The following is a 21,995-nucleotide window of genomic DNA, read 5'->3' as shown; positions in this document are numbered from 1 at the left end:
GGCTCGGCGGACTGTCCCCGGTGCTCAGCCGTTCACCGGCGTGAGTCCGACTTCGCGGAACTCCCTCTGCTGCGCGGGTTCGAGCAGGAACTTCGCTGCCGTCGCCTAGCCCGCACCAGCCGGGCCACCAGCACCAGAATCGCGGCCAGCACCACGCCCAGCAGCACGGCGGCGTTCGAGACCGCGCTGACCCTTTCCTGCAGCCACACCTGCAACGAGAACTGGGTGTCGACGCTGGTGAGCCCGCCGAGGTTGGCCGTGCCGTCGGTCAGCAGGAACAGCAGGCCGACGCCGATGAACAGCAGGCCGGACACCAGACTGGTGGAGTGGGTGGCGAGCGGACCGATCCTCACCGGACGCCCGCGCAGCCAGCTCTTGCGGCCGAGGTCGAAGCGGTCCCACGCCAGTGCCAGAACGAACAGGGGCGTCGCCATGCCCAGCGCGTACAGCGCCATGAGCGTCCCGCCGTACACCGGGTCACCGCCGGCCGCGGAGACGGTGAGCACGCTGCCCAGCAGCGGGCCGGAACAGAAACCGGCCAGCGCGTACACGGTGCCCAGCGCGAACACCGAAGTGTTGGAGGAGATCCTGATGCGTGCCGTGGCTCGCTGGGCTGCCGCCGAGCCGAAGCCCAGGCCGAGGGCCATCGCGATCCCGAGCAGCACGAGGACGGTCCCACCCACCATGGTGGCGATCCCGCGGTAGCGCGTGAGTAGCGCGCCGATCGCGCCCACGCCGGCGCCGAGCGGCACCAGCACGACGAGCAGTCCCGCGTAGAAGACCGCCGTTCGCCGTGCCAGCGTCCCGAGCCGGTCGAACGCGTAGGCGAAGAACGACGGCAGCAGCAACGCGGAGCAGGGACTGAGCAGGCTCAGCACGCCGCCCAGGAAGGCGCCGAGAAGTCCGACCTCGATCATGAACGGGCCTTCGCCGCGTCGATGACGGACACGAACGTGTCGAGTGGCTGGGCGCCGAGGACGGGGCGGCCGTTGACGATGAAGGTCGGGGTGCTGGACACCCCCAGGCCGGTGCCCTCCAGCGCGTCGGCCTCGATCGCGGCGTCGTAGCGGGTGGAGTTCATGTCTTCGGAGAAGCGGTCGAGGTCCTCGACACCGGCCTCGCGGGCGAAGTCGCGCAGCTTCTCGGGAGTGAGCTCGGGATGCCCTCGGTCGGGCGCGTCCGCGTGGACGGCGTCGACGAACTCCCAGAAGCGGTCCTGCTCGGCGGCGGCGTGCCCGGCCCTGGCGGCCAGTAACGACTGCTCACCGAAGATGGGCAGGTCCCGCCACTCCATCCGCAGCACGCCCGTCTCGACGTAGCGTTCGATGAGGGAGGGGGCGATGTCGCGGCTGAACTTCGCGCAGAACGGGCAGCGGTAGTCCTCGTACATGACCATGGTCACCGGTGCGTCCGGAGCGCCGAGCGCCATGGGGTCGCCGGGTTCGCGCCGGGGCAGGTCGGCCAGTGGGTCGGCGCCCGTCTCGGCGTTCGAAGCCTGCTGCCGGGGTTGCTGCGCGCCCGCGGCCGTGTCGTCGCCCGACCGTCCGTTGGCCAGGTAGATGATCAGCCCCAGGGCTGCCAGGACCAAAACGGCCACGAGGACGCCGTCGCGCTTGGACGTGTCCCGCCGCGTTCGTGCGGTCATCGGCTCTCCCACTCCACTCGAACCTGAACTACTATGCTGCTTAGTAAATCAGATCCCGAACGAGAGCGGAGACCCCATGGCCACCACGGTTCAACCGGCCCGGCGACACACCCGCAGATTCGTCCGCGCCGCCCTGATGGGCATGTTGACGCTGGTAGTGGTGGCAGTGCCGACCGACATCATCGACACGCCGGTCTTCTCCAGGGAGATTCCCGTCCGCTGGTGGGAGTACCCCGTCGTCGCGGCCACCGTCGTCCTCACGTTCACCTGGTTCGCGATTCAGGGACCACCACCGACCGACCGCGCTTCCCGGCGGCCTCTGGGGGGAGTGTTGCTGGCGGTGTTCGCGGTGGGCTGCCCGGTGTGCAACAAACTCGTGCTCGTCGCGCTCGGCACGTCCGGCGCGCTCGGTCTCTGGGCGCCGTTGCAGCCGTTCCTGGCGCTCATCTCGTTGGCGTTGCTCGCCCTGGCCGTTGTCCAGCGCCGCAGGCAGAGCGCCTGCGCCACCGGAGTCTGCGCCACGCCTCAGCCGACGACGGTCAGGCAGTAGAGAGTGACGAGCAGCGCGACGGTGGCGATGGACAGGATCGCGGGCACCGTGGTCAGGACCGCGGCGACCGCGTAGTCGGCTCGGACCGGCAGCCTCGGCGCCGGCAGGTGACCGCTCTCCAGCCACAACAACCGGGCGTCGACCGCGTCCCGCGACATGGCGAGCGCTGTGCGCGGCGCCTGCCCTGCCGACACCGACAGCAGAGCCGACCGGACCGGCCCCGGCCCGTGGCGCCGCGCGGCCGCCGCGTCGGCGGCCAGCTCCACCAGCACGCGCACCGCTCCGGGAGCCTGGCGGCACAACGGAACGAAGGGGAGCGCGGCGGCGACGATGTCGGCGGTCAGGACCAAGGCGTGATGCCGCCCTCGCAGGTGCGCCCGCTCGTGAGCCAGCACCGCCTCCCGCTCGCAGAATTCCAGTCGTTCGACACCGCGTGTCGCCACGATGGTGCCGTTCCGCCCGCCGACGCTGTAGGCGATCGGGGTCGTCTCCTCGAGCCACAGCACGGGACCGTCGGTACGGCCCAGCGACCGCAGCAGGGTCACGTGTTCCCGCCGGGACCGCCGGTGACGACGTACCCTCACGACCGCGACGGCGAGCGTCCGAGTGGTGAACGTCAGCAGGACCGCGGCCCCACCGAGCCGCATGACGTCGGCCCACACCACGTCACCGCGGGCGAGGAACACGTTCACGCAGCTGTCGGCCATGCCGATGAGACCGTCGAGCCCGGAACCACCCGGCAGCGCGAGCAGGAGGCCGGACACCGAGACGGCCAGCACCACCGCGAGCACCGAACCCGTCCAGCCGGCGAGAGCAAGTCCGGGGCGCAACCTGGGGGTGACCGCGATCCGCAGGTACGCGGGGGCGGCGACACCGATCACGACGGCCGCGGCCAGGAGTCCGAGAGCCAGTGTCACGACGACTTCCCCTTCCGCAGGGCGCGCCGCAGGATGTCCGACTCCTCGGGCGTCGCCGACTCGGCGAAGTGCAGCAGTACCTGCTCCGTGTCACCGCTGGAGTACAGGACCTCCCGCAGCAGGCGGGCGCCGACCTCCTCGCGTGACTCGGCCGCGGTGTACTCGTACGCGCGCCCGGCCTTGCTCCGTCGCACGTACCCCTTGCCGTGCAGGTTGTCCAGCACGGTCATCACCGTGGTGTAGGCCAGCGGCCTGCCCGTGTCCAACCGTTCGAGCACGTCCCGCACCCTCAGCGGTTCGTCCGCCGACCACAGAACGTCCATGACCTTGGCTTCGAGTTCCCCGAGCCCTCGCATACCGACCGTCCTTCCGCCGACTGCGATGATAGGGGCGCCCGTCAGTGCCGCCCGTAGGCCACGTAGCCGGGACCGTTTCCGGCGGTGCGTTCGGACGGCGTGGCTCCCGGCACCGGTGGCAACGGCGCGAGCAGCACGTCCGACGCGCCCGCCACCGGGACGGGCCAGTCGCCGTCGGACAGCGTGTCGCCGGTGCGGACGTCGACGGCGACCGAACGCCCGGCACGGGTGCCGTACCCCGTCCCCTCGTGAACCAGTGTGATCTCCAGTGACCCGACGCCGTCGTCGTCACGCCACAACTCCGTGCCGGTGCCGATGTCGAACGCGCGGGCCGTCCGGTACTGGTCGAGGCCGGAGGTGACGACCGTCCTCGTCTTGCGGTCCACGGTCGTCCGCAGCTCGGGCTGGTCACCCAGAGCCGCGATCAGCCTGCCGCTTCCGAGCTCGTGCAGGGCCGTCTCCCCGGTGTCGCCGTCCGGACGCGTCCAACGCAGGGCGACGACGTCACCGGTCGACGCCGTGGCGGCGTCGAGCAGCTCCACGTCGCGTGGACCGTCGCCGAACCCGGGTGGCGCCTGGAGCGTGCCGGAGTCCCACAACACGGCTCCCGTCGCGGTGTCGACGGCCGTGACCGTGCCGTTTCTGCCGAAGAGGCCGGTCCCGTGGTGCTCGTAGAGCGGAACCGCGTCCTCAGCGGGGGGCGGTACGGGGGCTCCCGAGTGGGCCGCGAGCATGACCCGCTCACCCTGGGCCCCACCGACGATCGACGGTGTGGCCTGTCCGAAGATCAGCCCGGGCCCGAGCATCGGCCCCGGCACCGGCGACGGCCCCCACAGCCGGCTGCCGTCGCGTACGTCGTAGGCGTTGGCCGTGGTCCGTGTGGCGATTTTGCCCTCCCGGTTGTCGGCGTCGCTCGCGAGCACCACCGCGGCCGCCGTCCCGGAGACGCTCGTCACCCCGTAGCCGACGCAGGAGGGATTCGTGCGCACGGCCCACCGCGTGCTCCCGTCCGCGGCCACGCCGGTGACGGACAGGTCGGCCTGGTCGTCGGTGGGGAACACCAGGCCGACGAACATTCCGCCGCCTGTTCGAGGGACGTCGTCGAACGGTGCCCTCCAGCGCGGTGTCTCCGCGTCCGGACCGGGACCTCGCACGTCGCTCGAAGGCGGTGTGGCCGGAGCCGACAGCGCCACCGGAGTCGGCGTCGGTAGGGCCTCCCCGGAAGGGGTACCGGTAGCACTGCCCAGTCCACCGCCACACGCCGTCAACGCTGCCGATGTCGCCAACACGGCGACGTACCTGATCCCGCGGTGCCGCATCACACCTCCCACATGGTTCTACTATGTAGTTTAGTAGATGCTGGTGCGGGGGAACGGCGGGCCTGCTCCCGTAAGGTGGCTCCGGTTGTCTCCTTCCCGGCTCCGTAGGCGCTCGCTGGGGCGGGGCCACTCGCGACGGGCGACAGACCTGCGAGGCCGTCGCAGGTGTCCGGGCGTCGGACTGGGAACGCGGCAAGGGGTCACCGTGGTCGGCGGCTGGGTGTGCCACGTCGCGCTGTCGTTCGGCGGGGTAGCAGGGAAAGCACGGTGCTCACCGCGAGGGCGGCCGCCAGCGTCAGATAGATGTCGTCGATCCCGGCCGCCACGGTGAGGGGCCCGATCGCCAGCGGGGTCGCGAACTGTGCCGCGAAGATCGTCGTGCCGGACAGTGACGTGGCAATGCCCCGGTGCTCGGGACTCACGGCGTCGGCCACCAGCACGGTCAGCGCGGGGAAGGCGATGCCCTGTCCGATTCCGAAGACCGCCGCACCGAGTGCCAGGAGCACGGGGTGCGCGGCCGTGCCCAACAGCAGGAAACCGCCCGCCCAGAGTGCCACCGACGTGCGGAGCAGCGTCGGGTACGACAGTCGTGCCCGTAGCCGCGCGTAGCCGAAACCGATCAGGCTCGCCGCCAGGTTCGCCGCCGCCGGGAACAGCGAGATCAGTGCTGGGGACGTCACCCCGGTCTCGTCGAGCCGGAGTGGCAGGTAGATCACTATGCAGTAGAGCAACACCGACAGTGCGGCCTGGAGGCCGAGGGCGGCGACCAGCCGCGGATGGTCGCGCAGCAGTGTCAGGGCGCGGCTCCGCGTTCGCGCGGGCGGCGTCGCGGTGCGGGGAAGGCACAACAACGTGGCCAGCCCGAGGGGAAGTCCCACGAGGTAGACGGCGAACGGCGCGTGCCACGTCAGCGTGCCGAGAGCGCCGCCCACCAGCGGCCAGACGATGCCTCCGAGTGAGGTGGCGCTCGATCGCCAGCCCATGACGCGGTCGCGGCGGGCGCCGGTGTAGAGGGTGGTCATGGCGACCGTGGTGGCCGAGAACAGCGCCGCGGCGCCGAGTCCGAACACGATTCGGCTCGCCATCAGTGCTGCATAGGAGTCGGTGACCATACCGACGGAGCCGGCGACGCCGTACACCAGCAGCCCGACGGCCAGCGGCATGCGGAACCCGTGGCGGTCGATCAGGCGGCCCACTACCGGGCTGGTCAGGGCGATCACCAGACTGTGCGCCGTCATCACGAGCCCGGCCGTGGTCGCGTCGAGGCCGAACTCGTCACGGACGGTGGGGAGCACGGGGCCGATCACGGCCCCCGCCAGCACGCTCAGGGTGGTGGCGAAGAGGAGGACGGTGAGCGCGCCCGGGCTGTCGGGTGGTGCGGTACGGCGGGTGGTCAGGACACCGGTCATCGGATATCTCCCCAGATTTGTTGGCTTTGCCAATGTTGACACAGCCAACGTTGGAACTGCCAACAGTTTTTACGGTCGGAGAGGGTCTCCTAGACTGCGAGGGTGCGTGAGGGACACGGTCTACGAGCGGAGTTGCTTCCTCCTGCGGAGTTGCGTGGCCGCATCAGCTGGCAGCTCGCCGAGGCCGGACGCAGGGCGCAACGGATGGTGGTGGACCGCCTCTCCGAAGCCGGGCTGACGAAGAACCACCACGGCGCGCTCGCGGTGTTGATCGAGGCCGAGGGCATCACGCAGGCCGATCTCGGACGACGGCTGGGGATCGACCGCAGTGACGTCGTCGCGATGATCAACGCGCTGGAGGAGGAGGGGCTCGTCCGGCGTACGCCGGACCGGACCGACCGGCGCCGCAACATCGTGGTGGCGACGCCCCGGGCGCACGAGGTGCTGGGCCGGGCGAGTGCCGTCGTCGACGAGGTCAACGAGATGTTGCTCGAAGGGTTGTCCGACGACGAGCGCGCCACGCTCCTCGCGTTGCTGACGCGCATCACCGGGATGCCCTGTCGGTGAGGGTGGTCAGCCCTTCGCCGGCGTGAGTCCGGCTTCCCGGAAGGTTTTCTGCTGTGCGGGTTCGAGCAGGAACTTCTGGAACGACTGGGCGGCGTGCTGCTGGGTCTCGTCGGAGTTCTCACTCGTCACCGCGAGGAACGGGTGATCGCCGTCCGGGCCGGAGGCGATGGTCAGCCCCGAAGAGCCGATCAGTTCCGGGCGTTGCCGCGCGAGGGCGTCGATCCGCTGCGGGGAGTCCGGTATCCAGGCCGTCGGGTAGCCGCCGATGGTATCGGGGTCGGCGGTTCCGGTGAGGGCGGCCTCGACGTCGGCCGACGGCGCGGTGCGGACCTCGACGTGGACGCAGTGTTCCCGGACGACGGTCTGAGCGCGGTTCCACCTGTCGGCGGCGCTCGTCACCGGGTCGTCGAGTGCGGGGTCGACCGTGACGCGAATGGTGGTGTCGCCCTGCTGGCAGCTCGCCGCTTGGGCCGCCGCGCGGCTTTCGAGCACGCCGTCGGCCCAGTTCCAGCCGAACCATCCGGCGACGAGGAGGCCGAGCAGTACCACGCACGCGATGGGCCACGCCGCGATGCCGCGTCGGCGGCCCACGGCCCGGTGAGTGCCGGTCGACGTCACCGAGGGCGCCGGTTCCTCCTGCTCCCGAACTCTGTGACGACCTCCGTGTCGCCCCATCTCACGTGACCCCCTCAGCGTCAACTCGGTAATTACTCCCCGTAGAAGAGATCAAAATGTTACCACCCTATCAGGGGGTGGTGTGATCAAAATGTGATCTGACTCAACACGAGGAGTGACCACCCTGGAGGGTAAGGAGGGAGCGGCAGAGTGTGATCAGCCGCTCTCGCAGTGGCCGTGCCCGGCGCGCGAACTCCGCCTGGGCCCGGGCGTAGGCGGCCCGCCCCTCGGCGGTCTCGATCGGGACGGGGGAGTAGCCGTAGTCCGAGAGGTCGTAGGGGCTGGCCCGCATGTCCAGCTCCCGGATGTCCGCGGCGAGAGCGAAACAGTCGCCGAGCAACTCCGAGGGAACGAACGGGTCGAGCTTGTAGGCGTGCTTGTACAGGTCCATGCCCACGTGGAGGCAGCCCGGCTGGTCGAGTTCGCGTTGACTCTCCCGGGTGGGGGTGAACCGGTTGAGCGGCCGTGCCTCCGGGGTGAAGAAACGAAACGCGTCGAAGTGACCGCACCGCACGTTCAGCGACTCCACCACCGCGTCGGTGCCCGAGTGTCCCAGCCTCAGCGGCACCTGCGCATGGCGCACCTGCTCCGGTGTCGTGCGGTAGACCATGGCCCATTCGTGCAGGCCGAAGCAGTCGACACGTGCCTGTCGTCCGTGCACGGCCTCCAGCAACGACAGGGTGTACCGGGCGGTGCGCGCCAGCCGGTCGGAGAAAGCCGAGGTGTCGAGCAGCACGCCGTCGGCCGTCTCCCGGTACCCGGGACGGTCGAGGAACCGGCGGGCGCCCGGGCCCGCGAGAACCACCGCGGGCCCGGGCTGCCACCGCTGCAGGCGCGCAGGTGGAAACGAGTAGTAGGTGAAGAGGAAATCCAGCACCGGGTGTTTCTCCCCGCGCGAACGGCGTTGCCGGTGCGGTTCCGTCCACGCCCGCATGCGGCGGGTGTGGACGGCCTCCCGGGCCCGCCACTCCTCCTCGGTGAGGACGTCGATCCCCGTCATGGCCTTCCCGCGATGTGCGTGCCGTCGCGCACGGTGCCGACGTACTCCTCCAGCAGGTCTTCCAGCGCCACGATGCCGACCACGCTGCCCTCGGCGTTGACGGCGATCGCGAGGTGGCTTCCCTCGCGGCGCATGGCCGACAGAGCCTCGTCGAGCTTGGCGTACAGGGCGAGCTGCGTCAGCCTGCGTGTCTTGGCGGAGGGCACCACCACGGAGGGGTCACCGTCGAGCTGGGCCAGGATGTCCTTGACGTGGACGTAGCTCGTCAACCTCCCGCCGGTGTCGCGCACCGGGAAACGCGAGAACCCGGTTGACGACACCGCCTGTTCGACGTCACCGACGGTGGGCCGCTCCGGTAGTGTCGACACCTCGTCCAACGGCACGAGCACGTCGGCGACGGTCTTCTCCACCGACGACAGGGTCTGGCTGAGCCTTCGGTGCTCCGACTGCTCCAGCAGCCCCTCCCTCCGCGACTCGCGCAGCAGCGCGGCCAGCTCGGCGGAGGTGTAGCCGGTTTCGACCTCGGCCTTGGGTTCGATCCTCCCCAGCCGCAGGATGCCGTTGGCGACGCTGTTGAGCAACCAGATGAACGGGTGTGTGATGCGCACCCAGGCCACGTGCAGCGGCACCAGCCACAGCGCGAGCCGCTCCGGTTCGGCGATCGCGAGGTTCTTCGGCACCATCTCGCCGATCAACACGTGCAGCAGCGTCAGCGCCACCAGCGTGACGGTGAAGGCGACGGCGTGCACCACGTAGGTCGGCAGCGGTATCCCGAGGGCGCTCACCGCGAGTTCGAGCTGGTGAGCCACCGCGGGCTCCCCGAACTGCAACAGCAGCAGGGAACAGACCGTGATACCGAGCTGGGCGCCCGCCAGCATCAGCGACACGTTCTTGCTGGCCTTGATCACGATCTTGGCGCGGGTCTTGCCCTGTTCGAGCAGGGCCTCCAGACGGTCCCGCCGGGACGAGATGAGCGAGAACTCGGCACCGACGAAGAAGGCGTTGGCGAGCAACAGCACCGCGATCAGCGAGATGGACAACCAGTCACTCATGAGGTCACCTCCCGGTGCCGCACGGTGACCTCGGCGATGCGGTGCCGGTCCATGCCGGTCACCTCCAGCCGCCAGCCGTCGATGTCGAGCGTGGCGCCGACCTCGGGGATCTCGCCGAGCCGGTCCAGCAGCAGGCCCGCGATCGTCTCGTAGTCACCCTCCGGCATCCGGAACCCCGTGGCGTCCAGCACCTCGTCGTCGCGGAGCTGCCCGGACACGACCCAACTGTCGGGGGTGAGCTGGTGCGACGCGGGTTCCTCGCGGATGTCGTGTTCGTCGCGGACGTCACCCACGATCTCCTCGACCACGTCCTCCAGCGTCACGAGTCCGGCCGTGCCGCCGTACTCGTCGACCACGAGCGCGAGCTGGAAACGGGAGTCGCGCAGCCGGTCGAGGACGGCGTCCCCGGGCAGCGACTCGGGAATGGTCGGCATGGGCCGCATCAGCGAGCCCACCGGGGTGGCCCCCCGTTCGGACGCCGGCACGGTGAACGCCTGCTTGATGTGCACGGTGCCCTGGACGTCGTCGAGATCCTCGCGGTACACCGGGAACCGGGACAGGCCGGTGCGGCGCGCGAGCGCCACCATGTCCGCGACCGTGTCGTCGACCTGCAGGGCCTCCAGCCGCACGCGCGGGGTCATCAACTCGCCCGCCGTGCGGTCGCCGAAGCGCAACGACCGGTCGAGCAGCTGGGCGGTGGACATGTCGAGCATTCCCGTCTCGGCGCTCGCGCGCACGATCGAGCCGAGTTCCTGCGGGGAGCGCGCCGAGCGCAACTCCTCCTGCGGCTCGACACCGAGTTTGCGCACGACCCAGTTCGCGCTGTTGTTCATCAGGTTGATGAGCCAGCGGAACAGCATCGAGAAGCGCGTGTGGTAGCCGGAGACGGCACGTGCCGTCTTCAGCGGCAGCGCCACCGCGAGGTTCTTCGGCACCATCTCGCCGATCACCATCGACAGTGAGGTGGCCAGCAACATGGCGACGATGAGCGAGGTACCGGCCGCGGCGGATTCGGACATGCCCAGCCCGGCCAGGACCGGGCGCACGATCCGGCCGAGCAGCGGCTCGGCCACGTACCCGGTGACCAGGGTGGTGAGGGTGATGGCGACCTGCGCACCGGAGAGCTGGAACGACAGCGTGCGGTGCGCCTTCAGAACGATTTTCGAGCGCTTGTCACCGACCTGTCGGACGTTCGACTCGACCGTGCTGCGCTCCAGCGTGGTGAGTGAGAACTCGGCCGCGACGGCCAGACCGGTTCCGACGGTGAGCAGGATGACGAAGCAGACGCCGAGAACTGTGAGCAGAATGTCCATCAGTGGACACCGCCGTTGTCACGGCAGACGGAGGGACAGCCGGGTTTGTCACCCGGCTCGGTACTGTCTCCGGGTGACTGCGCATCGCGCACGGGTGTGGTCACTCCTCCAAATCAGGTTGTGTTGAAGTGGCGCTATCTTAACCACGCTCAACGAGCGTCCGGGATGTTCTGTTCCTCATTCTCACCGGCACGCCGCTCGTCGGCAGCGGACGTGGTGCGGCCACGATGCCTGCGGACACTCTCCTCGACGACGTCGAGCACCGGTTCGAGGTCGTCGGCGGGCAGTCCCATGGCGAGGTGGGAGACCAGGCCTTCGAGCACGAGTTCGAGGTACGACGTAAGCACGTCGATGCCCACGTCGTCACGCAGGTTGCCCGCCTCCCGTTGCCACAGCAGGCGCCTGCGGGTCGCGGTGGTCAGTTGCTCCGAGCGTTGCGCCCAGCGAGCACGGAACTCCGGGTCGGTGCGCAGCCGCCGGGACACCTCGAGCCGGGTGCCGAGCCAGTCGGCGGGGTGCTCGCCGGTGTTCGACAGCAGGTCGCGCATGACCTGGACGAGCCCCTGTTCGGCGACGACGTCGGCCATCCGCCGGGCGTCGTCCTCCGCGAGGGCGAGGAACAGGGACTCCTTGTCGCGGAAGTGGTGGAAGATCGCTCCGCGGGACAGGCCGGTCGCCTCTTCGAGCCGCCGGACCGTGGCACCCTCGTATCCGTAGCGTGTGAAGCACACGCGGGCGCCGTCGAGGATCTGTCGACGGCGCGCCGCGAGATGGTCCTGGCTGACCCGTGGCATCCCACGATCTTGACACCGGCCCCCAGGGTTTGCAATCCGTACGTACGTACTGTGATGCTGCTCCCCTGGTCAGGGAATCGTGAGCACCTGATCAGGTGACGAGGGCGCCAGGTCCCGGGCCGCCACGAAGTCCCACGCCGTCCGCCGGGGCGGCACCCGCTCGGTGTTCCAGGCGGACAGTAGCAGCGCGACCTTCGCCTGCATCTCGTGGCGGAGTTTGGTGAAGGAGTCGGTCGGATCCGCCCCGACCTGTCCCAGGATCAGCCACCACGCCCACGCCGCGGCGCCCGCGTTGGCCACGAAGTCGGGAACCACCGGGACACCCCGTGCGGCGAGCATGGCCTCGGCCTCCGGCGTGGTCGCCGCGTTGGCCGCCTCGACGACGGCGGCGGCCTTCACGTCGTAGGAGTTGTCCGGGGTGAGCGCGTACGAGATGGCCGCGGGAACGAGGATGTCCGCCTCCGTGGAGACCACCGCCGAGCGCGGCAGGCGCCGGACGTGTTCGGGCACCCGGGTGCGATCGATCTCGCCGTAGGCGTCGCGGGCCGCGAGCAGCGCGGGCACGTCCAAGCCGTCCGGGTCGAGGAGCGTGCCCGCCGCGTCGGCGACGGCCACGACGCGCACCCCGGCCTCGTGCAGATACCACGCGGCGCCGCCGCCCATCGTGCCGATGCCCTGGACGGCCACGGTCGTGTCCTCGGGCGACCATTCCCACGCCGAAGCCACCCCGAGACACGCCTGCGCCACGCCGTAACCGCCGATGACGTCGCCGAGCAGCAGGCCGCCCGGAACGGGTGCGGCCAGCCCCGCGTGCACCCGGCGCAGCGTGCGTTCCGGATCGGCCGACCGCCGGATGGCCGCGTGGTACGACTGCCCGAGACCGAGTTCGGCGAACACCTCGTCGACGAGGTGCTGCGGCACCCCGAGGTCCTCGGCGGTCACCCAGTGCGCGTCGAGCCACGGGCGCATCGCCTGGCAGAACCGCGTCAGCACGCCGCGGGCGCGCGGGTCCTTGGGATCGAAGTCGATCCCACCCTTCGCGCCGCCGACGGGGAGATCGAACGTCGCCGTCTTGGCCGCCATGCCCCGTGCGAGGTCCTCGACCTCGGAGAGCGTGCAACCGGGGCGCATCCGCGTCCCCCCGGTCGCCAGACCCGATACCAGACTGTGCACGACGAGGTAGCCGTGCGCACCCGTCACCCGGTCGGTCCACGTCAACCGCAGCAGCGGCTCGTCGGCATGCTGAAGACCCACTCGACCCTCCTCGGAAACGCCCTGTCCGGTGGTTCGTGCTGTCCGCGCCGTGTCCGCGCGTACTCACAGGCTGCGGCCACATTCGCGGTCACGTCCAGTTAGGAACCGTGCACGATTCCGTTTACTGTTGGTGCATGGAGCTGTCGGTGCATCGGTTGCGGATGCTGCGGGAGCTGCACCGCCGGGGGACGGTCACCGCCGCCGCGGCGGCGCTGCACTACACGGCCTCCGCCGTGTCGCAACAGCTCGCACAACTGGAGCGCGACGTCGGTGCCAAGCTCTTCGAGCGACTGGGACGCCGGGTCCAACTCACCGAACTCGGCATGCTGCTGACCGAGCACGCCGAGGAGATCCTCGGCGCGGTGGAACGCGCCACCATGGCGCTGGAGGAGGCGCAGCAGACGCAGTCGGTGCGGCTGACCGCGGGAGTGTGGGCGTCGGTGGCCTCCGGCCTGTTGCCCACCGCGCTCGCCTCGCTCGCCGAGGACCACCCGGGCATCGAGGTCCGCACGCGCGAGCTGGCCCCGGAGGAGACGGCCGACGCGGTGCGGGACGGGGCGCTGGACTTCTCGTTCGTCATCGACTACACCGACGCGCCGACACCGTGGGACGCCGGGCTGGAACGGGTGGCGGTGGCCGTGGAGCGGCTGTACGCCGCGGTGCCCGCCGCCACCGCCCCGGCGAGCTCGGTGAGTTTGTCGGACCTGGCCGACCAGCCGTGGATCCTCGCGAGCCCGCGAAGCCACTTCGGCAGGGCGGTGCGCGTGGCGTGTCAGCGGTTCGGGTTCCAGCCCGCCATCGAGCACGAGGTCGAGGAACAGGCCACGGCGATGGCGATGGTGAGCGCAGGGCTGGGCGTCACCCTGGTGTCGGACCTGGGACTGACGCTGCGTCCGGCCGGGGTCGACATCGTGACGCTGGCGACCCCGGTGATGCGCACGGTGTCGGTGGCCTACCGTCGCGCGACCCAGCGCAGGCCCGCGTTGCGGCTGGTGATCGACGCCGTGCGGGCCGCGGCGGCCGAACTCGGGCTCGGTGCCTCGGCGACGGTTCCGGGCTGAACCAGGTTTCGCTCACCCGGAAGTGTCGTACCCCTTCGTTAGCGTTCGTGCTGGGTCCTCGACGCCGATGGGTGGGAGTGTGGGAATGACAGCGATACCCGTCGCCCGGCCGGGTCCTCGCGATCCGCGACGCCGCGACGTCCCCGACACGAGCACGGAGCCCGAGGAGATCGCCGCGCGAGTGGTCTCCGACCGGGCGGAGGGTGAGGCCTACGTCGCGTCGGTGTGTTTCAAACACGGTCCGCCGAGGCTGCTCGGCGTCGAGTTGGAGTTCACCGTCCACGACGTCGCCGACCCCGCCCTGCCCCTGTCCGCGACACGCCTCGCCTCCGCTCTGGGCCCCCACGCCCCGACCACCCTCGTCCCCGGCAGTCCCGCACTGCCGTTGCCGTCCGGCTCCACACTCACCCTCGAACCCGGGGGCCAGGTGGAGATCTCCACAGCCCCCGCCCCGTCGTTCCGGTCCCTCGTCGAGGTGGCCGATGCGGACCTCGCCCACGTCGGCGACCTCCTCGGCGCAGCGGGCCTGCGGTTGGGCTCGCACGGGATCGACGCGTTCCGCTCCCCGGCGCGGTTGCTGCCGACACCGCGTTACGCGGCGATGGAACGCCGGTTCGCCCCGCTCGGTCCCGGCGGCGTCACGATGATGTGCAGTACGGCGGCGATCCAGATGTGTGTCGACGTGGGTCAGGTGCACGAGGCGCCGCGCCGGTGGGCCGCCGCCCACGCGCTGGGGCCGGTGTTGCTGTCGCTGTTCGCGAACTCCCGGCGGCACGCGGGCGCCGACACGGGTTTCGCGTCGGCCCGCTGGCGGTCCGTGATGGACACCGAGCCGTGTCGCACCGTCGCCGAACAGCCCTGCGACGACCCGGCCGCGGCGTGGGCGCGGCGTGTGCTGGACACACCGCTGATGGTGCTGCGCCGTGACGGCGCCCGATGGGACGCCCCCGCCGGGCTGACGTTCGCCTCCTGGATCGAGGGACGTGGCCCCGGTGCCACGTTGCCCCGCCCCACCTTCGGCGACCTGGACTATCACCTCACGACGCTGTTCACTCCCGTCCGCCCGCACGGTTACCTGGAGATTCGCTACCTCGACGCGCAACCACCCGAGGGTTGGGTGCCGCCCGCGGCCCTGCTCGCCGCCCTCCTCTCCACACCATCCACTGTGGACTTGGCGCTGGAGCTCTGTGAGCCCGTCGCGGGACGGTGGGCCGACGCCGCGCGGTTCGGAACGGACGACGCGGCCCTCGGTGCGGCCGCCCGCGCCGTCGGTGAACTCGGTTGCGCCGCGTTGTCGAACCTGCACCTACCCGATCACACGATCGCCGACATCGCCGGTGCCGTCGAGCGCCGGTGGCGGCGGCGGGAAAGGGAGTGAAGCCCATGACCAGCGTCCACCGTGACGTCGACGACCGGATCGATTTCCGGGAGAGCTCCGACGGCGGGCCCCGTCGTCCGCTGCGGGAGCTGTCCGAACAGGACTTGAGAGCGCACACCGCCGAGGTGCTGGACCGGGCCCGTGGCCGGAGTGTCGCCCTGACCGACGCCGTGGACGACGAGGACCTCGTCAAACAGCACTCCAAGCTGATGTCACCCCTGGTGTGGGACCTCGCGCACATCGGGAGCCAGGAGGAGATCTGGCTCGTGCGTGACGTGGGGGGCCGCGAGCCGCTGCGCCCCGACATCGACGACCTCTACGACGCGTTCCAGCATCCCCGCGCCACGCGGCCGTCGCTGCCCCTGCTCGGGCCGTCGGAGGCCCGCGGTTACGTCGAGGAGGTTCGGCGCAAGGCGTTCGACGTGCTGGAGCGGACACCCCTTTCGGGCCGCGACGTGACCCGTACCGCGTTCGCCTTCGGCATGATCGCGCAGCACGAGCAGCAGCACTGCGAGACGATGCTGGCCACCCACCAGCTCCGCAAGGGCGACCCCGTGTTGCACGCGCCCGCTCCACCGCCCGCGCAGGTGCGCGACCTGCCCGACGAAGTCGTGGTCCCGGCGGGTTCCTTCGTGATGGGAACCTCGGTCGAGCCGTGGGCGCTGGACAACGAACGGCCCGCGCACGAGGTGTTCGTCGACGCGTTCGCCATCGACACCACCCCGGTGACGGGCGCGCGGTACGCGGAGTTCGTCGACGACGGCGGCTACGCCGACCCGCGTTGGTGGAGCGACGACGGCTGGGCGTACCGCAGCGAGCACGGAATCGTCGCGCCGCGGTTCTGGAGGCGCGAGGGCGGCCGCTGGTGGCGCACCCGCTTCGGTGTGTACGAACCGGTGCCGGACGACGAACCGGTGGTCCACGTCTCCTACCACGAGGCCGAGGCCTTCGCGGCGTGGGCGGGAAAGCGGCTGCCCACCGAGGCCGAGTGGGAGAAGGCGGCCCGGTACGACCCCGCCACGGGACGTTCGCGCCGCTATCCGTGGGGTGACGACGATCCCACGCCCGAACACGCGAACCTCGGGCAACGCCACCTCCGGCCCGCGCCGGTGGGGGCGTATCCGCGCGGTGTGTCCGCGCTGGGAGTGCACCAGCTCATCGGTGACGTCTGGGAGTGGACGAGCAGCGACTTCCGGCCCTATCCCGGTTTCGTCGCGTTCCCGTACCGGGAGTACTCCGAGGTGTTCTTCGGACCCGAGTACAAGGTGCTACGCGGTGGCTCGTTCGGCAGTGACCCCGTGGCGGTGCGGGGCACGTTCCGCAACTGGGACCTCCCGATCCGCAGGCAGATCTTCGCGGGCTTCCGCTGTGCCCGTGACGTACACCCCGGCGACGCCGGTGTGTAGGCACGTCGGGTACCTCGGACCGCCCGCGGCACCTGCCGGACCGGTGTTGCACGCGCCGCACTCGCTGGCGGTCCAGTCGTACGCGCCGAAGGACATGCGGGGCGGCGGCACGGTGAACGTCGACGGCTTCGGCATCGGCTGGTTCGCCGACGACGGCTACCCGACGCGATACCGCCGGGTCGGTCCGATCTGGACCGACCCCGCTCTGGAACGGCTGCTCCACCCGGTGCGGTCGGGTGCGTTCCTCGGCGCGGTGCGGTCGGGGACCGTGGGTATGCCCGTGACGGAGGGGGCGTGCGCGCCGTTCGCCGACGACGACTGGTTGTTCAGCCACAACGGGGTCGTGCTCGGTTGGCCGGAGTCCGTCGCCGGGCTCGCCGAGGAGTTGCCCGTGGTGGACCTGCTGCGCCTCGACGCGCCGACCGACTCGGCGTTGCTGTGGGCGTGGTTGCGCCACGCGCTGCGCGGGGGAGCCCACCCGGTCGACACGGTGACGGAACTGGTGCGCCGCGTCGCGGCCACGGCGCGGGGAGCGCGGCTCAACCTGCTGCTCGTGGGACGGACCGTGCTCGTGGCGACGGCGTGGTCCCATTCGCTGTGGGTGCGTTCCCCCGGAGCCGGAGTGCTCGTGGCCTCCGAGCCGTGCGACGAGGAGCCGGGCTGGCGGCCCGTCCCGGACGGCGGGCTCCTGGTGGCCCACACCACCGACGACGGCGCCTCGACGACGTACGAGGTCGGGAAGATCGCACAACCGGAAGAACGGAGCCAGGTGTGAGCGAGGTGTCGATCGACGTCCATCGCGACGGGGCGGAGGTGACCGAGGAACTGCGGCAGGACGTCCGTGAGGGGCTGTCGGCGGAGGTGAAGTGGCTGCCGTCCAAGTGGTTCTACGACGTCAGGGGCAGCGAGTTGTTCGACCGTATCACCACCTTGCCGGAGTACTACCCGACGCGCGCCGAGCGGGAGATCCTGCGGGCGCGCTCCGCCGAGATCGCGGCCGTGACCGGCGCGCGGACGCTCGTGGAACTCGGTTCCGGGTCGAGTGAGAAGACCCGGCTGCTGCTCGATGCGGGCACCGCCGGCGGGGCGCTGACCCAGTTCGTGCCCCTCGACGTGTCGGAGTCGGCGTTGTCGGCCTCGGCGGAGGCCATCGCCGCCGACTATCCGGGCCTGTCCGTTCGCGGTGTGGTCGCGGACTTCACCGAGCACCTGGACTTCCTGCCCGGCACGGCACCGCGGCTGGTGGCCTTCCTCGGTGGCACGATCGGCAACTTCCTGCCCGCCGAGCGGGCGAAGTTCTTCACCTCGGTGCGGTCGGTGCTGGCCGAGGGGGAGTGGTTGTTGCTCGGGACGGACCTGGTCAAGGACGCGGGCACGCTCGTCGCGGCGTACGACGACGCTCAAGGGGTCACGGCGGAGTTCAACCGCAACGTGCTGCACGTGCTGAGGACCCACCTCGGCGCGGACGTCGACCCCATCGAGTTCGACCACGTCGCTCACTGGGACGAACAGCAGGAGTGGATCGAGATGCGCCTGCGGGCTCGCCGCCCGCTGACGGTGAGGATTCCCGGCGCGGACCTCACGGTGCGGTTCGAGGAGGGCGAGTACGTGCGGACCGAGATCTCGGCCAAGTTCCGTCCGGAGGGCGTGCGCGCAGAGTTGGCCGACGCGGGTTTCGCGGTGCGGCACTGGTGGACCGACGCACAGCAGCGGTTCGGGCTGAGCCTGGCGCAGGTGCGCGACTGACATGTCCGCGCGCACGGCGACGGCGCGGTTTCTGGGCTCGCGCCGCTGGATCATGCGCCTGGCCCCGGCGATCGTGCGCGTCGACCGGCACCTGCATCGACTGACGGGCGGGCGCGTGACGCTGCTGCGGCTGGCGGGACTGCCGACGGTGCGGCTGACCACCGTGGGGCGTCGCAGCGGGGCACGGCGGGAAACGCAGTTGCTGTGCCTGCCGGTGCCGGGTGCTGTCGTGGTGGTGGGGTCCAACTGGGGCAGGCCACGCGACCCGGGCTGGGCGCACAACCTCCGGGCGCGACCCGACGCGGCGGTGACGGTCGACGGCCGGACCATCCCGGTGCGGGCGCGGGAGGTGAGGGGCGCGGAATACGAGCGGCTGTGGGAGCGGCTGCTGCGGTACTGGCCCGGCTACGGCGCCGAGCGCGAATGGGCGGGCCGGCCGCTGCCGGTGTTCGTGCTCGACCTCCGTCGATCAGCGTGACTCGCGGACGACTCGCGGCCGGGCGAAGTCGGTGTTGTCGATGACGACGTCGGCGAGCTGCTTCGGCCGCACCTCGCTCTCGTACAGCGCCATCGATGGCAGGTAGCGGTGGCGGTGCAGCGCCGTCGCGTCGGCCCCGGCCCACTCGGCGTCCCGTTCGGCGCCACGGCGCACGGAGAGCTCCGGGTCGATGTCCAGCCAGATGCGGAAGTCCCAGTGGCGGTCGATCTCGGGGCGGAACGCGAAGACGCCGTCGACGACCAGCACCGCGTCCGGCGGGGCCGTGGTCACGATCTTGGAGTGATCCTTCTGGGTCAGTGGGTCGATGCTGCACAGCACACACCGTCCCGTGCCGTCGGGCGCGGCGGGCTCCAGCAGGAGCCGGGTGACGGCGTCGTAGTCGTAGGCGTTGCGGTAGTAACCCTCGCCGGACTCGCGATCGTAGAGGTGGCGGTCCTTCCACGGCCGCTTGAAGTCGTCGAGGCACGCCCGCAGCACCGGCCGCCCGGCCCGAACGAGGTGTTCGGCGAGTTCGTGACCGAAACCGGTCTTGCCCGCTGCCGTCGGACCGTCGACGGCGACGCGCAGCCGGGTGGGGGCCAGCGTCAGGATGCGCTGGGCGAGGCGTTCCACCAACGCGCTTCGCTCGGGGGAGGCGGACGGTGGCGTGGGTTGCTGCCAAGTCGAAACCGAGAACTGCACGTCGGCCTGGGGAGTCATGTCCGGAAGCCTAAAGGCTGTCCTGTGAATGGCTTCGGGTGTGTTGGATGAGGTGCCCGGTCTGGCTCACTCGGTGAAGGTGAGGTTGTGCAGTCGGGCGGTGCCGAGTATGGCGTGGTGGGCGCCGTTGGCTTTGAGGCGGCAATTCTCATGCGGGGAAGGCGTGTTCGACGCGGGCGCGGACTGTGCGATGGGAGGCGTTGTGTTGCTGTTTCCAGGGCGGACAGTTCCTACAGACTTTGCAGTCGTCGCAGTCGGGCGGGGTATCGGCGTCGATGCCGACCTGGCGGTGGGTGGAGTACCGGTAGTTCTTCGACTGCTCGGTGGCGGTGTGGTCGCGGGTGGGCACCACGGCGACCAAGCGATGACCTTATCCAGAGGTTCGCTCGCCTGCAGACGTCGTCGCGTCCGCAGGCGAGCGTCACACCTCGAACCCTGCGTGCTTTCGTCGGAAACGACGGCTGAGCACCAGAGACAGCGGCCATGGAGCTGGAACGATTCGTTCGCTGGCCTAATCGGTGAATTCGACAGACTGCTGGCCGCTTTGAGCGCGAGGGCGTGGGCTCTCCGACATGCCAGCGATTGCGGACAGCTCCTACGGCCAGGTGGAAAGGGAGGGGCGTGAGCTGGGGACATGGTGTGCGTCCCCAGCGGCGAAGTTGTCGTGCCATTGCGTGGACGGTCCAAATGCGGTGCCGTCGGAGGTGGCTGTCCAGACGTTGGCGTTGTCTCCGCGTGTGTATGTCACGGCGTCGCTCTTGCCGTCTCCGTTGATGTCGGCGGCGCCGGCCCACTCGGGGCTTCTGCCGAAGCGGTCATGCCACAGTTCGGCTGTCTCGGTGAAGGTGGTGCCGGTGGAGAGAGACACATAGACCTTGCCCTCGGTTCCACCGAGGAAGCTGGCGATGTCGTCGAGTCCGTCATCGTTGAAGTCGCCGACGACTGGAGTTTCCCCGGGAAGGGCGAAGCTGGAATGCCATTGCTGATTCGGGTGCAAAAACTGTTCGCCGTCTGACAGAGAGACCCAGACGATGCCGTCGCCGTTTCCGCCGAAACTGGCGATGTCGTCCTTACCGTCGCCGTTGAAGTCCCCCAGCGAGGGTGCGCGGGTGCCACCGGCGAATTGCCCGTTCCAGAGTCGTGTGGCGCCGAAGCTACTTCCTGTCGACAGCGCGACAGCGACGTAGCCGTAATTGCCGCGGGTGAAGATGACGGCATCGTCCAGGCTGTCACCGTTGACGTCTCCAGCGAGCACACGGGTGCCCTCGGCGCCGCCGAGGAAGTCGTGCCAGCGTTGCGGCGAACCGAACTGCTCCCCGTCGGAGAGGGCCACGGTCGCTCTTCCACCGCTGAAGGTGGCGATGTCGTCGAGGCCGTCACCGTTGAAGTCGGTCACTGTGCTGGTCGGGCTTTCCGCATGCGCGGTGAAGGAAATCGCGACCTGGGTTCCTGACTGGTCGATGAGGGCGACACGGTAGGACCACGGTTGGCCTGAGGGCAGGGAGCCGTGGACGAAGTGGGATTCGGTGGTTTCGGCGAGCAGGTTCTCCGGGGCGATGGCAACGTGCTCGGATTGCGCCCCGTAGACCCGGTAGGTGAGGGACGGGTCGGGTGTGTCCCAGGTGAGGTTGATCGCGTTCTTGGTAGCGGGCGTGGCTTTCAGGTCGACGACCTGGGATGTGATCCATTTGGCGAGGTCGTCGACGCGTGCGGCGACCGCTCCGCGCTGTTCGGTGACTTCGCCCACGCAGCCCGCTTGGTGGGAGCCACCCGCGACAGCGACGAGTTCGCCGCCTCGGAGTACCGGGCCGCCAGCGTCACCCTTGCACACGCTGGTTTCTTCCGTGGTGCCTTGGAGGCTCAGCATGCTCGAGTCGACGGCTTGGACGGCAAAGTCCCCGGTGTGGGATTGACGGGGAATCCATTCTTCGGCGGTGCGACCGTAGCCGGAAATCTGGACGGTGTCTGACGGTGCGGGGGCAACGGCGGCGATCTTCAGCGGCGCGACACCAGTGACCGGACTTCTGAGGTGAGCCAGGACGAGATCGCGGTCCTCGCGCGGCACGATCCGGTCGACCGTTATCGACTTGCCGTTCACCATTGCGGTCGTCTCAGAGTGTGGTGCACCGGGCGCGGGGATTTCCGGCTGGCTTGGGATCTCAGCGAAGCAGGCAGCGGAGGTGGCAATCCACCGGGGTGCGATCAACGCACCGGAACACGAGGCAGTCGAACCGATGTCAATCTTGACCAGGAAAGGTTGGCCGTCGATATCGGTGGGCGTTCCGCCCGAGATGGCCTGCGCGGGAGCGGCGCAAACCGTGGCGGAGACTGCAGTTGCCATGATGGCTACCAACG

General features: G+C 70.0%; 23 protein-coding genes. 8 read left to right on the top strand and 15 right to left on the bottom strand.

Features of this window, described 5'->3' with window-relative positions:
• Positions 1 to 32: 32 nt before the first annotated feature.
• Positions 33 to 917, bottom strand: a complete 885-nt coding sequence (locus SACCYDRAFT_RS14555) for a cytochrome c biogenesis CcdA family protein (RefSeq protein ID WP_005457205.1) — start codon at positions 915 to 917, stop codon at positions 33 to 35.
• Positions 914 to 1,645 (bottom strand): DsbA family protein, encoded by a 732-nt coding sequence (locus SACCYDRAFT_RS14550; protein ID WP_005457204.1) that lies wholly within the window; start codon positions 1,643 to 1,645, stop codon positions 914 to 916. Before SACCYDRAFT_RS14550 ends, SACCYDRAFT_RS14555 begins: the two co-directional genes overlap by 4 nt.
• 76 nt (positions 1,646 to 1,721) lie before the next feature.
• On the opposite strand from SACCYDRAFT_RS14550, the gene SACCYDRAFT_RS14545 reads away from it, so the two are divergent.
• Positions 1,722 to 2,195: a hypothetical protein gene (locus SACCYDRAFT_RS14545; protein ID WP_005457202.1), complete on the top strand. Its 474-nt coding sequence runs from the start codon at positions 1,722 to 1,724 to the stop codon at positions 2,193 to 2,195.
• On the opposite strand, the gene SACCYDRAFT_RS14540 is transcribed toward SACCYDRAFT_RS14545, so the two are convergent.
• The 4 genes from SACCYDRAFT_RS14540 to SACCYDRAFT_RS14525 form a co-directional block, all read right to left on the bottom strand.
• Entirely contained in the window at positions 2,171 to 3,112 is a 942-nt protein-coding gene (locus SACCYDRAFT_RS14540) for a M56 family metallopeptidase (RefSeq protein WP_005457200.1), read from the bottom strand. The two genes, SACCYDRAFT_RS14545 and SACCYDRAFT_RS14540, sit on opposite strands and share 25 nt — an antisense overlap.
• Positions 3,109 to 3,468 (bottom strand): BlaI/MecI/CopY family transcriptional regulator, encoded by a 360-nt coding sequence (locus tag SACCYDRAFT_RS14535; RefSeq protein ID WP_005457197.1) that lies wholly within the window; start codon positions 3,466 to 3,468, stop codon positions 3,109 to 3,111. Before SACCYDRAFT_RS14535 ends, SACCYDRAFT_RS14540 begins: the two co-directional genes overlap by 4 nt.
• A 41-nt stretch (positions 3,469 to 3,509) precedes the next feature.
• Positions 3,510 to 4,544 (bottom strand): outer membrane protein assembly factor BamB family protein, encoded by a 1,035-nt coding sequence (locus SACCYDRAFT_RS14530; protein WP_232283679.1) that lies wholly within the window; start codon positions 4,542 to 4,544, stop codon positions 3,510 to 3,512.
• Positions 4,545 to 4,987: 443 nt separating this feature from the next.
• A complete protein-coding gene (locus SACCYDRAFT_RS14525; protein ID WP_005457194.1) occupies positions 4,988 to 6,196 on the bottom strand; it encodes an MFS transporter in 1,209 nt (402 codons plus the stop codon).
• A gap of 102 nt (positions 6,197 to 6,298) precedes the next feature.
• On the opposite strand from SACCYDRAFT_RS14525, the gene SACCYDRAFT_RS14520 reads away from it, so the two are divergent.
• A complete protein-coding gene (locus tag SACCYDRAFT_RS14520; RefSeq protein ID WP_052309120.1) occupies positions 6,299 to 6,763 on the top strand; it encodes a MarR family winged helix-turn-helix transcriptional regulator in 465 nt (154 codons plus the stop codon).
• Positions 6,764 to 6,769: 6 nt separating this feature from the next.
• Here the strand turns inward: SACCYDRAFT_RS14520 and SACCYDRAFT_RS14515 are convergent, their stop codons facing one another.
• The 6 genes from SACCYDRAFT_RS14515 to SACCYDRAFT_RS14490 form a co-directional block, all read right to left on the bottom strand.
• Entirely contained in the window at positions 6,770 to 7,438 is a 669-nt protein-coding gene (locus SACCYDRAFT_RS14515) for a type 2 periplasmic-binding domain-containing protein (RefSeq protein ID WP_005457191.1), read from the bottom strand.
• 103 nt (positions 7,439 to 7,541) lie between these two features.
• Complete coding sequence (locus SACCYDRAFT_RS14510) at positions 7,542 to 8,438, bottom strand: hypothetical protein (RefSeq protein WP_005457190.1); 897 nt, start codon at positions 8,436 to 8,438, stop codon at positions 7,542 to 7,544.
• On the bottom strand, positions 8,435 to 9,490 hold the full coding sequence (locus tag SACCYDRAFT_RS14505; RefSeq protein ID WP_005457189.1) for a hemolysin family protein: 1,056 nt from the start codon (positions 9,488 to 9,490) through the stop codon (positions 8,435 to 8,437). Before SACCYDRAFT_RS14505 ends, SACCYDRAFT_RS14510 begins: the two co-directional genes overlap by 4 nt.
• Positions 9,487 to 10,803: a hemolysin family protein gene (locus SACCYDRAFT_RS14500; protein ID WP_005457188.1), complete on the bottom strand. Its 1,317-nt coding sequence runs from the start codon at positions 10,801 to 10,803 to the stop codon at positions 9,487 to 9,489. The genes SACCYDRAFT_RS14505 and SACCYDRAFT_RS14500 overlap by 4 nt, the downstream gene beginning before the upstream one ends.
• A 149-nt stretch (positions 10,804 to 10,952) precedes the next feature.
• Entirely contained in the window at positions 10,953 to 11,597 is a 645-nt protein-coding gene (locus SACCYDRAFT_RS14495) for a TetR/AcrR family transcriptional regulator (protein WP_005457187.1), read from the bottom strand.
• Between the two features lie 69 nt (positions 11,598 to 11,666).
• Positions 11,667 to 12,851, bottom strand: coding sequence for a Glu/Leu/Phe/Val dehydrogenase dimerization domain-containing protein (locus SACCYDRAFT_RS14490; protein ID WP_005457186.1), 1,185 nt, complete (start codon positions 12,849 to 12,851; stop codon positions 11,667 to 11,669).
• A 134-nt stretch (positions 12,852 to 12,985) separates the two neighbouring features.
• On the opposite strand from SACCYDRAFT_RS14490, the gene SACCYDRAFT_RS14485 reads away from it, so the two are divergent.
• The 6 genes from SACCYDRAFT_RS14485 (at position 12,986) to SACCYDRAFT_RS14460 (ending at position 18,920) form a co-directional block, all read left to right on the top strand.
• Complete coding sequence (locus SACCYDRAFT_RS14485; protein WP_043536505.1) at positions 12,986 to 13,912, top strand: LysR family transcriptional regulator; 927 nt, start codon at positions 12,986 to 12,988, stop codon at positions 13,910 to 13,912.
• An 85-nt stretch (positions 13,913 to 13,997) separates the two neighbouring features.
• Complete coding sequence (locus tag SACCYDRAFT_RS14480; RefSeq protein ID WP_005457184.1) at positions 13,998 to 15,290, top strand: glutamate-cysteine ligase family protein; 1,293 nt, start codon at positions 13,998 to 14,000, stop codon at positions 15,288 to 15,290.
• 5 nt (positions 15,291 to 15,295) lie between these two features.
• The gene (gene egtB, locus SACCYDRAFT_RS14475) at positions 15,296 to 16,696 is read left to right on the top strand and encodes an ergothioneine biosynthesis protein EgtB (RefSeq protein ID WP_005457183.1); all 1,401 of its coding nucleotides are present in this window, start codon (positions 15,296 to 15,298) and stop codon (positions 16,694 to 16,696) included.
• On the top strand, positions 16,689 to 17,471 hold the full coding sequence (gene egtC, locus SACCYDRAFT_RS14470) for an ergothioneine biosynthesis protein EgtC (protein ID WP_043537299.1): 783 nt from the start codon (positions 16,689 to 16,691) through the stop codon (positions 17,469 to 17,471). The genes egtB and egtC overlap by 8 nt, the downstream gene beginning before the upstream one ends.
• The gene (gene egtD, locus SACCYDRAFT_RS14465) at positions 17,468 to 18,442 is read left to right on the top strand and encodes an L-histidine N(alpha)-methyltransferase (protein WP_005457181.1); all 975 of its coding nucleotides are present in this window, start codon (positions 17,468 to 17,470) and stop codon (positions 18,440 to 18,442) included. The genes egtC and egtD overlap by 4 nt, the downstream gene beginning before the upstream one ends.
• A 1-nt stretch (position 18,443) precedes the next feature.
• A complete protein-coding gene (locus tag SACCYDRAFT_RS14460) occupies positions 18,444 to 18,920 on the top strand; it encodes a nitroreductase family deazaflavin-dependent oxidoreductase (protein ID WP_005457180.1) in 477 nt (158 codons plus the stop codon).
• Here the strand turns inward: SACCYDRAFT_RS14460 and SACCYDRAFT_RS14455 are convergent.
• The 3 genes from SACCYDRAFT_RS14455 to SACCYDRAFT_RS14445 all read right to left on the bottom strand — a co-directional run bounded on the left by SACCYDRAFT_RS14455 (position 18,912) and on the right by SACCYDRAFT_RS14445 (position 21,981).
• Positions 18,912 to 19,640, bottom strand: a complete 729-nt coding sequence (locus SACCYDRAFT_RS14455; RefSeq protein ID WP_005457179.1) for a nucleoside/nucleotide kinase family protein — start codon at positions 19,638 to 19,640, stop codon at positions 18,912 to 18,914. The genes SACCYDRAFT_RS14460 and SACCYDRAFT_RS14455 overlap by 9 nt on opposite strands.
• Before the next feature lie 148 nt (positions 19,641 to 19,788).
• On the bottom strand, positions 19,789 to 20,001 hold the full coding sequence (locus SACCYDRAFT_RS14450; RefSeq protein ID WP_052309119.1) for a hypothetical protein: 213 nt from the start codon (positions 19,999 to 20,001) through the stop codon (positions 19,789 to 19,791).
• 234 nt (positions 20,002 to 20,235) lie between these two features.
• Positions 20,236 to 21,981, bottom strand: a complete 1,746-nt coding sequence (locus SACCYDRAFT_RS14445) for an FG-GAP-like repeat-containing protein (protein WP_198284929.1) — start codon at positions 21,979 to 21,981, stop codon at positions 20,236 to 20,238.
• Positions 21,982 to 21,995 lie beyond the last annotated feature (14 nt).

It is taken from the genome of Saccharomonospora cyanea NA-134, from assembly GCF_000244975.1.
Taxonomy (GTDB): Bacteria; Actinomycetota; Actinomycetes; order Mycobacteriales; family Pseudonocardiaceae; genus Saccharomonospora; species Saccharomonospora cyanea.
The sequence above is the reverse complement of the archived record's forward strand: the minus strand, read 5'-3'. Positions and strand labels throughout refer to the sequence as shown.